Annotated in this window: 6 protein-coding genes; 2 read left to right on the forward strand and 4 right to left on the reverse strand. The window is 37.5% G+C overall.

Annotated features, from left to right (window positions below; genetic code table 11):
• Window positions 1–7: 7 nt before the first annotated feature.
• From R2Q84_RS17385 to R2Q84_RS17395, 3 genes are all read right to left on the reverse strand, one after another.
• A complete protein-coding gene (locus R2Q84_RS17385) occupies window positions 8–2,488 on the reverse strand; it encodes an ATP-binding protein (RefSeq protein WP_316817853.1) in 2,481 nt (826 codons plus the stop codon).
• Between the two features lie 79 nt (window positions 2,489–2,567).
• On the reverse strand, window positions 2,568–3,635 hold the full coding sequence (locus R2Q84_RS17390) for a patatin-like phospholipase family protein (RefSeq protein ID WP_316817854.1): 1,068 nt from the start codon (window positions 3,633–3,635) through the stop codon (window positions 2,568–2,570).
• 62 nt (window positions 3,636–3,697) lie between these two features.
• Window positions 3,698–4,582, reverse strand: a complete 885-nt coding sequence (locus R2Q84_RS17395; RefSeq protein ID WP_316817855.1) for a LysR substrate-binding domain-containing protein — start codon at window positions 4,580–4,582, stop codon at window positions 3,698–3,700.
• A 113-nt stretch (window positions 4,583–4,695) separates the two neighbouring features.
• On the opposite strand from R2Q84_RS17395, the gene R2Q84_RS17400 reads away from it, so the two are divergent.
• Window positions 4,696–5,922 (forward strand): MFS transporter, encoded by a 1,227-nt coding sequence (locus R2Q84_RS17400; RefSeq protein ID WP_316817856.1) that lies wholly within the window; start codon window positions 4,696–4,698, stop codon window positions 5,920–5,922.
• Window positions 5,923–5,989: 67 nt separating this feature from the next.
• On the opposite strand, the gene R2Q84_RS17405 is transcribed toward R2Q84_RS17400, so the two are convergent.
• Window positions 5,990–6,475: a hypothetical protein gene (locus R2Q84_RS17405; RefSeq protein ID WP_316817857.1), complete on the reverse strand. Its 486-nt coding sequence runs from the start codon at window positions 6,473–6,475 to the stop codon at window positions 5,990–5,992.
• 197 nt (window positions 6,476–6,672) lie between these two features.
• On the opposite strand from R2Q84_RS17405, the gene R2Q84_RS17410 reads away from it, so the two are divergent.
• Entirely contained in the window at window positions 6,673–10,620 is a 3,948-nt protein-coding gene (locus R2Q84_RS17410) for a two-component regulator propeller domain-containing protein (protein WP_316817858.1), read from the forward strand.
• The last annotated feature ends 210 nt before the right edge of the window (window positions 10,621–10,830 follow it).

The following is a 10,830-nucleotide window of genomic DNA, read 5'->3' on the forward strand; positions in this document are numbered from 1 at the left end:
TTTAAGTCTATTGCTCAATAAGGGACAAAAGTGCTGTTACTTCTTTCAACAACCTCCGTATACGGTCTGTTTTATCCTGATCTAAGCCAGTTGATGCAAGTTCTATTTCGATAAGCCTAAATGCAGAAGCAAGCTTTCTTGCTCCTACCTGTGCAATACGTCCTGCCATTCGGTGTAAAAGCAACCTCAATTGATCTGAATCATTTTCGAGAATTGCTTCTTCAATTTCCTGACTATCATTCAAACTGTCTTCCGAAAACCTTAGCAAAATGCGTTGCAACTGAGCTTCATCATTAAAAGTCATCTTTTTTAAATTGGTTAAATCCAGGTCTGCCATCTCCGGTTTTTCCCCTTCAGTTTTCACTTCTGATGTTTCTTTATTAAACAACGCTAAGAGTTCGGCCTCTTTAAACGGTTTCATGATCAAACCATCAAAACCATTGTTCAACAGAAATTCACGCTCATCTGGCAACACCTGCGCTGTAATCGCAACAATAGTCACCTTATCTCCAACCTTTTCCCTTAACAACCTGCAAAGTGTTATACCATTCATTTCAGGCATACGCATATCCATCAATACATACCGCACATCTTCATCCCAATATGCACCCAGCAATTGTGAAGGGGCATTAAAGAATCGCGCATCAACTTCATGCTTTTGAAATATGATTTGACATAGGTCCAGTATCAGTTTATCATCGTCTACTACCCAAACCTTTAAGTTTTTCAAATCAGGAATATCGATAGTATTTTCACCTAGCGGTGATACTGTTGTTTTGAGGGTAAGGTAAACTGTAAAAACACTCCCCTCATCTTTTTTACTTTTTACATATACCCTTCCACCCTGCTGCTCAATTAGTGATTTAATGATCGTTAAACCCAAGCCTGCGCCGGCTTTATTTACTTCTTCATTCTCCAGTGTATTGATCTGTTCAAACTCATTAAAAATGTGGGCACTTTCAGCTTCAGTCATTCCAATTCCGGTATCTTTTACCATAAAAGTAAAATGAAACAGATCCCCTTGTCTTTTATAAAAAGCAGAAAGTGTTACCGTCCCTTCAACAGTAAACTTGATGGCATTTCCGAGTAGATTAAACAAGATCTGTTTAAGCCTAAAAGGGTCCCCTTCAACAAATGTCAAACCCTGAAGATCAAATTCAGCAACTAGATTAAGTGCTTTCTTTTCGGCCTGCGCCTGCATTACGGACACCACTTCGTTTAAAAGTTGTCTCATGTCAAATGCTTTTTCGGAAAAAGTAAACTTGCCGGATATGATTCGGTTATAATCCAGCACCTCGTTTACAATCTGCAACAAATGACCAGATGAAAGATATATAGCCTCAATATCTTTTTGTTGGGGATGCTCCTGATTTCTTATAATTTCTGAATAACCAATGATAGATTGTAGCGGTGTTCTGATTTCATGGCTCATATTGGACAGAAATCTCTGTTTAGCCATGCCATGATATTCAGCTTCATCTTTAGCCTTTTCCAGCTCCAGCCTGTATTTATTACTTCGGGTAATATCTGTTAAAATGAAATACAGCAATAATACCGTTAAAAAGAAAAACACGAGCATAATAATGCTGATGGTATTTATACCTGTGTTTACCACATTTTTTGCCTGAATCCCGTTCAACTCTATTTGGGCTACAACCTCACTCTCTACTTTCCTTAAAACATCCAGCATCTGGCTAACCAGCAAATTATTTGCATCGGTTAAGAGCGCTTCCATGTTTAAAAAACTCTCATTTTTAATACGCTGCTCTTTTTCAATAACTTTTAAGGACTGTTCAAGATTTTTAGTCATACGGTCTTCAGCCGACAAAGCAATCGTGTCCCTTTTTACACTTTCTTCGTTAACAATCTTAAAAGCATTATCCGGGTCATTATTTTTCTTTTTACCAAACAGCTTGTTAAAAAAACCTTTTGGCTTTTCTTCTGTGGGATAAATGGTAGTAGTTGACGTCTTCTGTTCTGTAGCAACAATGGTACTATCAGCCTGTTCCGCACTTCGAACCACAATTGCACTAAGGTTTTTAACCTGTTTTGAAAACGACTTGTTGTTGATCAATCGCTCTCTTACCTTTAAGTAATTTATAAATTGTTTGTCCCTTTTTCCCAGGAGTTTTTTGATCGTTACAATCCTGTTCAGCTGAATAGAATCATCTGCATATAATGTAGCTAAGGTATCCAGTACCAGACGTAATTGCCCGGATTCTTTAAATAGTTTATTGTAATTACCGGGATCATTAAAAGCCTGCTTTTTCTGCAATTGATCGAGATTACCTATTTGTCGTGAGATGGCATTTACAACCCTCAGTCTTTCACTGGGTGCCGTAATATTCTCGACAGTAGCGAGCATTTCCTTAAATGCGACTTTACTTACCCCCCAGGCCATAAACAAGGCACAACAACCCAATAGTAAAGCAATAATGACTTTTCCTTTTATAGCCTGAAAAAAACTTCTCTGGGGTGTATTACTCATCTTTGTTACTCCTAAAACGGCAATAATCTTGTTTTAATGCCCATCAAGTAATAAAAACAAAAAGTATGCTACAATTTGCTTACAAAGAGCCTAATGACCTCACGGCTTTTAAAAAATCCCATTTTTTATTTCCAGACTGTTTTTGCTCTTCAATCAGCAATCTTGCAAGCTTCGTGATACGAGCTTCGTTTTCACTAACAGTTCTATCTCCAAGTGCTACTAATTTTTCAATATTAGTAGGGCTTGCCGCATCCAGGCCTTCTTTTATACTTTCCAGGCTATTCGGTTCAATACGGATATAGTTTTCCGTTTTACCTGCCGAATGAAACAGCTGTTGCAGAAAGAAATCACTGGTTTCCGCCACACCACTCATCATAATGTCAAGTATCGCTGGCACAATGGCCATGGCGCTACTTTTCTTAAAATGATCATAGTCATAAGACCTTCTTGATCTTCCTGTACCTAAGGACACCAGAAATATATCGTTTATACGAGTTTGATTAAATGCCCGGGTCACTTCTATTAATCCACTAAGTGCGGGATTAGTCGCAAATACACCTCCATCGAGCAAAGGATAGCGAACATTAGCCAGAGAATGAATTTCTGCCACACTAAAATAAGTCGGAGCTGCTGATGTAGCACGACAAACATCCTTTAAATAAAAATCACGCGTATCACCTCTTGCAATTGCCGATTGCTGTCTGAAAAAATGGGTTTTTCTCAACTCAATGTTATATGCGCTAATGATACACGGCTTAATGAGCTGGCTCAGTTTACTTTCTCCGAAATAGGTGGTTAATACACCTTCAAAAATAGCACTGTTATATCTTTCCCCAGCAAGTCCAAATTTTGCTCTGAGCCTTTTAAAGAAGCTCATTTTAAAAATCTCGTTTCCGTGTTCCAGGTATAAATCCAGTGCAGCCTTAGCAGAAAACTTTGGCCTTGAAGGATCTATCTCTGATGGGCATAACAGCAAGGACGTAAGAATTCCGCCAGTACTGGTGCCTGCAAAAAAATCAAAATAATCAACAATTGCCGCATCCGGATTTTTACTCTCACGTTTCAGCTTTTCTTCCAGTGCAACTAAAATCATTCCGGGAATAATACCTCTTATTCCTCCACCATCAATCGAAAGGATCTTCTTCATAATATAACTAGCGCTTAAGGTAAATATAGGTTTTCTACCAGAATAGTTTATCAACTAACTATCTATATTAATAGGGTTTTGATCAGTTCATCAACAAATAAGGTTGCAGACTTTTTCCTGTACCCTCCTTTTTGCCATAAGATAAAGGCTTGTTTATAATATTCCTTGCCGGATATGGGTATTGCCACGAGGTTATCCCAGGTAATAAGTGCCTTTTCATTAAGGATCGTAGCCCAACTCCCATTATCAACCAGCGATAACAGCGAATGTATATTGTTCAACTCAATTTTTATCAATGGAGAAAGATTAGCTTTACGGAACAATTCATCCAATAAATCCCTCGAGCTAAAACCTTTGCTCGGTAAGCAGAGTTCTATCCTTGCAAGATTAGCCAGAGAAATCTTTTTGAGGCCCGCAAGTGGATGATGCTTTGATACCACCATCATGATCCTTGATGAAAAAAGGTGCTCCATCTCAAGACTCGTATCGTCACTATCCGACTGTTCATGAAAAGCCAGAAGTACATCGAGCTCAGATTGTTTAAGTTTATGTTCAAGCTCCGCCGCTGTGCCATATTCCACAACGATTTTAATTCCCGGATATTTAGCCGAAAAAGGGGCCAGTGCGGGCAGTAATACAGAACTAAATGCAGACGTAACCCCTATTTTCAAATCCCCGATAACCAGATTATTTAATTCGAAAATCGCCTGTTTAGATTTTTTTACATCCAGCATAATCTGCCGGGCATGGTTCAAAAACACACCGCCAGCTTCAGTTAAATGTACATGCTTCCCTATCCTGTCGAACAACAACATACCTAACTCTTCTTCCAGCTGTTTAATTTGCTGCGAAAGGGTCGATTGCGTAACAAAACAGGCTGCAGCTGCTTCTGTAAAATGCAGCATTTCGGCCGCTTTTATAAAATAATTGATTTGTCGTATTTCCATTTCATCTCAACATTCAATCGTTAAAACTAATCAATATCATTAAAACAATCAATTTTACCACTTTAATTCTTATCCCGAGATTTGTATCGCAGCATCGTAATAAAAAAACACCTATGTTCAGATCATTAAAGTACCGCAATTTCAAACTCTTCTTTTACGGACAATCTATTTCTCTTATAGGGACCTGGATGCAGAAGACGGCGGTAAGCTGGTTAGTTTATAGGTTGACCGACTCGGCCATGCTACTGGGCCTCGTAGGTTTTGTAAGTCTTATCCCCTCTTTAATCTTGTCGCCATATGCAGGTAGCTTAATAGACAGGCATAACAAATACAAAATACTGTTGATTACCCAGGTGGTCTCAATGGCGCAAGCTGGTGCACTTGCTGCAATCATATTTTTTAAATTTTACAACATCCCTGTTATTATCGGCTTAAGCTTACTTCAGGGTATCATTAATGCCTTCGATGTAACTTGCCGTCAATCGCTAATGGTTGAAATGGTAGAGGATAAAGCAGATTTACCTAATGCGATTGCACTGAATTCAACCATGGCAAACCTGGCCCGTATAGTAGGGCCAGCAATTGCTGGTGTTATCCTGAGTACTTTTGGTGAAGACTTTTGTTTTGTAGGCAACTTTGTGAGCTATATACCTGTGCTGATTTGCCTGCTCATGATGAGATTAAACTTAGCGGTTATACCACATGGACAAAAGAGTATCTGGACAGAACTTGAAGAAGGTTTCAAATACATTTCTGGAGATAAAGAACTGAGCAGTATGATTGTGATGATAGGCATCAGCAGCCTATTTGTAATTCCTTTTAATACACTGATGCCGATTTTTGCCAAAGATCTTTTTAGGGGTAACGCCGGCACTTTTAGCTGGTTTGAAAGTGCAGCGGGGTTAGGCTCTATGATCAGCGCCATGTACCTGGCAAATTTAAAATCAGCGAAGCCATTGATGAAGATTACAATTATTGCAAGTGGAATCTTCGGCTTTAGTCTAGTCCTCCTCTCGTATTCTTCCATACTACCACTGGCACTTGTTTTCATGACGCTCAGTGGACTGGGAATGATGGCCCAGACATCTGCTATCAACACCTATATTCAAACACATGCGGCACCTGAAATGAGAGGAAGGGCGATTAGTTATTATGTGATGGCTTACCAGGGTATGATTCCAATTGGGAGTTTACTGATTGGCTGGGGGGCACATGCATTTGGTCCAAGATTAGCTGTTTGCATCGCGGGGTTAATCGGACTGCTCGCTACACTCATGTTTGTATTGTATAAAACAAAGTTCTCCGGCAAACAGATTTCAGCATCGATCATGAGATCCTGATCTGATAAAAAAAGGTTGTACGGACACACCTTTCCATACAACCTTTATTAAGCAAAGTACTGTTCCGTTATTTCGCGCAGTCAGTGGGAACAAACGTAAACCTTCCCTTTTCAAAACTAATTGGCTTTCCTTTCACAAAATAAGACTTACCCATACTCGTTTCTATTTGCCCAACACCCAATACCAATTTACCTTCTTTCTTTAAAAAAGCCAGGGGATTTTTGTAAAAAACTTTATTGGTTGTCCCAATTTTGAAAGTATAATCAACAAATAAAGTATCCCCTTTATAAGCCCCGGATATTTCTCCGTCGTTCTTTCCCTTGTCTAAATAATTAATAACCAGGTGCCCGGTAATCTTACCATTATCAGTTTCATGAAGGGTTAATTTAGCCGTATCCCGCTCATCTACCGCTACAAAACATTTTTCACTAGCTACAGCAGGGCTAAGCGAACTTAAAGTATCTTTCAGATCTGAGCTTTTGTTACCGGTCTGGTTGCAACTAAATGCTAAAGGCACTGCTAAAAATGACAAATAGAGTCCTGTTTTTTTCATAATCAACTTAATGTATAATAAACGATTAATTGGTATTTGATATACAAATAAAAAAAGTGTGCATAATGTTTTATTTATTTCAATTATTAGATCCTATTGACCACACTTTTAATCAAACCTGTTTAAATAGCTTTTGGAAATATTTAACTTACACACTTTATAAAACAACCTCATATATTTTATATTATAGTTCAATCATGCTTAAACGATTCATCCTTTTTGCCTGTTTATTTCTGCATCTGGATAGCTTGTACGCTAACGACATTGACTATAGCTTTTGGCCATTATCTGTAGACAAAGGATTGTCTCATTCTGACGTAGTCTCTATTTTACACGATCGTAAAGGATCTTTATGGATAGGTACGGTATCGGGATTAAACCGATACGACGGACAACAAGTTAGAAATTACTTTAGTAAACAAGGAGAAAAATTCTCGCTACCCAGCAGTTACATTCGTTTCATAGCTGAGGATGACAAAGGCAATATATGGGTATCTACCACAAATGGATTAGTCAGGTACGATCGGTTTGGAGACTTTTTTATTCCTCCCCTTTCGGACAAGCAAGTACATGTAAATTCCTTTTATAGCACAGACGATCGTATCTTTTTTGGGGGAGATCATCTTTACGAATTTAAAAATGGGACATTTAAGAAGATTTCTATAAAATCTAAAGGAATTTATCCTTCCATTAATGCGATCTATGAGTGGAAGAAAGGAATATTATTACTCATCCTGGATAACACAGAAATTTATGAGTACGATTATCAGCGTCGTATCCTTAAAAAGTCTGTTTACCCAGAATTTGTAGATGGCGGAATTACATCTTCACATCTGGATACCCAGAAAAACCTTTACTTATCTTCATATGGAAAGGGTATTCATATTTATAATGCTAAAGGCAAACACTTAAAACATTTAACCTCAAAAAACTCCTACCTTACGCACGATGTGGTTCTCGACATGGTCGAAAAAGACGGGAAATTGTGGATAGCCACTGATGGAGGGGGCATAAACATTTTAGATACAGATGATGCATTTACAATTTCTTCTTTAGCCTACACACCTGGCGACAAAAATTCAATGCCTTCTAATGCCATCGTATGTCTACACAAAGATCAATATCAGAATATCTGGGCCGGAAGTGTTCGTGACGGAGCTTTTGAGATTAGAGAAGAATCTGTCCGTACTTATGCAGACGTGCCTTTCGGTAAGACATATGGACTAAGCAATAAAACAGTAATCAGTTTGTTTCAGGGCAAAGATGGAATTATCTGGATAGGAACAGACGGCGGAGGGATAAACCGATATAATCCGAAGGATGGAATTTTCACTCATTACGCTTCTACTTATAAGGAGAAAATAGTTTCTATGATTGAGTATTCTAAATCTGAACTGCTCATTTCCTTGTATGATAAAGGTGTATACTTATTTAATAAATCAACCGGAAAATGTACACCATTTATTAAAGACAGCTCGTTAGTCAATTTTCTTAAATCTCAGTCTGGTCATTTACAATTAATCTATGAATTACCAAATGATAAAATTCTATTTCTTGCTGAAAAAGCATATTTCTACGATAAACAAACTAAAAGGTTCTCTCCTTTAAAAACTAAAGAAAATCCGAGATTTTTATCTGTCTTACAATTAATTGATATCGCTGAAAAAAAAATCCATTTTGTCCAGGGCAACAGGTTGATGGAGGGAGATTTAAAATCTGAAAGTGTTTCATCTTTTTTCACAGTGAATGATAAAGAGCAGGTAAAAGTAGTAAGCAGGGACAAAAGTGGTATATTCTGGATAGGTACCGATCAGGGATTAAGACGGTTAAATCCTGCTACTAAACGATATGAAAACATAGAAACCAAATTATTTAAAGATGTAACTGCTATTCAGGTGGAAAGTGAAGAGCGTATCTGGATCGGATCACAGAACATGCTGTTTTCTTATAATCCTAAGGAAAACAAATTTGTTATCTGGTATGATTCAGAAAATTTCTTACCCAATGGGATGTCAAATATGCAAAGTCCTCCTTCGTATGGTAAATATATATATTTAGGAGGAATACGTGGCCTGGTAAGAATCAACAAAGAAACCATTTCAAATTCAAACATTCCTTATGATAAAATTCTCTTAACCGATGTAGTATTAAACGGCATCTCCATGAGGGATGAAGACAATTCGGAGATCTCAGTTCCCTGGGATTATAAGTTGCTACAAATAAGGGTCAGAATAACTGGAGAAAATACATTTAGAAAAAGTAGGTTCAAATATATAGTGTTAAAAAATGGACAAAATGAAGCTTTCACTATGGAGTCCTACGAACCTACCATCCCTTTGAACTTATTATCACCGGGAAGATATACCATCCAGGCATCTTATTATACGAGTAATGGAACATGGAGTCCGGCGGCTCAAATTTTAAACTTCTCTGTTAGCCCTCCTTGGTATAAAGACTGGCGCTTTGTAATAGCTGTGCTTCTGCTCTTATTTGGAATTCTATTCTGGTCGGTGCTGGGTTTTGTTCGCAGAAGAGAAAATCAGATGAAATGGAAAATGAGTGAAAAGATCCAAAAGGTGAATCAGGAAAAAATTCAGTTTCTGCTAAATATTAGTCATGAATTACGTACTCCGCTTACATTGATTTATTCCCCGCTAAAAAAAGCCCTCGATACAATCGATAAAGAGGAAAAAAATCAGACCGCCTTAAAAAGTCATCTGATGAGTGCTTATAGCTTTGCAAGCAAAATGAAAAACATTGTAAACATGACACTTGACGTAAATAGAATAAGTAGTGATGAAAATCCATTAAATAAAAGAAAACACAGGTTAAACGAATGGATTTATTCGATAGCGGAAGAATTTAAACAAGAATTTCGAGACAAAAACATCTCCCTTATATATAGACTGGATGAGCATATTGAAACAGTAGAATTCGATGATATAAAATGTGAAGTTGTGCTTTCTAATTTTTTAATGAATGCGCTGAAATTTAGTCCGGAAAACACTCAAATAGAAATATCAAGTCAGCTTCAAAACAATTGCGTACATGTTAGCATTTCAGATCAGGGCATCGGGCTGGAGAATGTAGATCTCGATAAGCTTTTTACCAGGTATTATCAAGGTAATCATAATAAACTAGGCACTGGGATCGGGTTATTTTACAGCAAAATCTTAATTGAAAAACATGGTGGTACCATAGGGGCATTTAAGAATATGGGACAAAAAGGAGCTACGTTCTATTTTGAACTACCATATCATCCTGTTGAAAATGAAATAGTATTTATTGAAGAAGATCATACTTCCTTTTATAACACTTTAACACTTCCCATTACAGATGCTCTTGAAAAAGCAAATTTTAATACACAATCTTATACAGTAGTGATAGCAGAAGATAATGATGAACTTAGGAAGTTCCTCGTTAATTCGCTCAAAGAATTCTTTAAAAAGATCTATTCAGCAGAAAATGGAGAAGATGCCTGGGAACTTGTCGCCAGATACACGCCAGATATTGTGGTTAGCGATATCATGATGCCTATCTTTAATGGATATGAACTGTGCCACAAAATCAAAGATAATGAGCACACAAGACATATACCAGTCGTACTGCTCACCGCACTTGGTGATGTAGTAAACACAACTAAAGGTTATAAAATTGGGGCCGATGCCTATCTTCCTAAACCATTCGACGTAGACCTATTGCAAAGCATGCTTAGTAGTCAGCTTCAGAATAGGGAATCATTAAAACAAAAATACCGGGAAACTTTTGTTCGCGTGTTAGACACAGATACTTCTCTTGCGCAAATAACGAATAGCGACGAACAGTTTTTACTAAAACTTAACAAATTAATAATTGATAATATCTCGAACATAGAATTAAATGTAACCTTCCTTACAGACCAAATGGCCATGAGCCGTTCTCCACTTTATACAAAACTGAAAGCATTAACCAATCTCGGTGTAAATGATTACATCAACTTGTTGAGAATAGAAATGGCAGCGAAATTACTTGTCGAAACCTCAATGACAATTGCCGAAATATCGGACCGGGTCGGCTTCGAATACCCACGTTATTTCAGTACCCTATTCAAACAGACCAAAGGCCTTACGCCAACACAGTTTAGGCAACAAACCCCTCCTAAATAACAAAAAAGGACAATTACGGACTTAATAAGGATAATTACGGATGTCGTAAATGGCATTTCTATGCACATTTGATTCTCAATGTATAGGGCTACCTATGCCTTTTACCGCCACTTTCATTGAGCGCTTACTAACCAAATTATAAACCTTTAATCAGAACGCCTATGGTAGTATAAAATACATCTCTCCTAATTTTTATAAACCAGAATAGTA

This window comes from Pedobacter nyackensis (assembly GCF_032678475.1).
GTDB lineage: Bacteria > Bacteroidota > Bacteroidia > Sphingobacteriales > Sphingobacteriaceae > Pedobacter > Pedobacter nyackensis_A.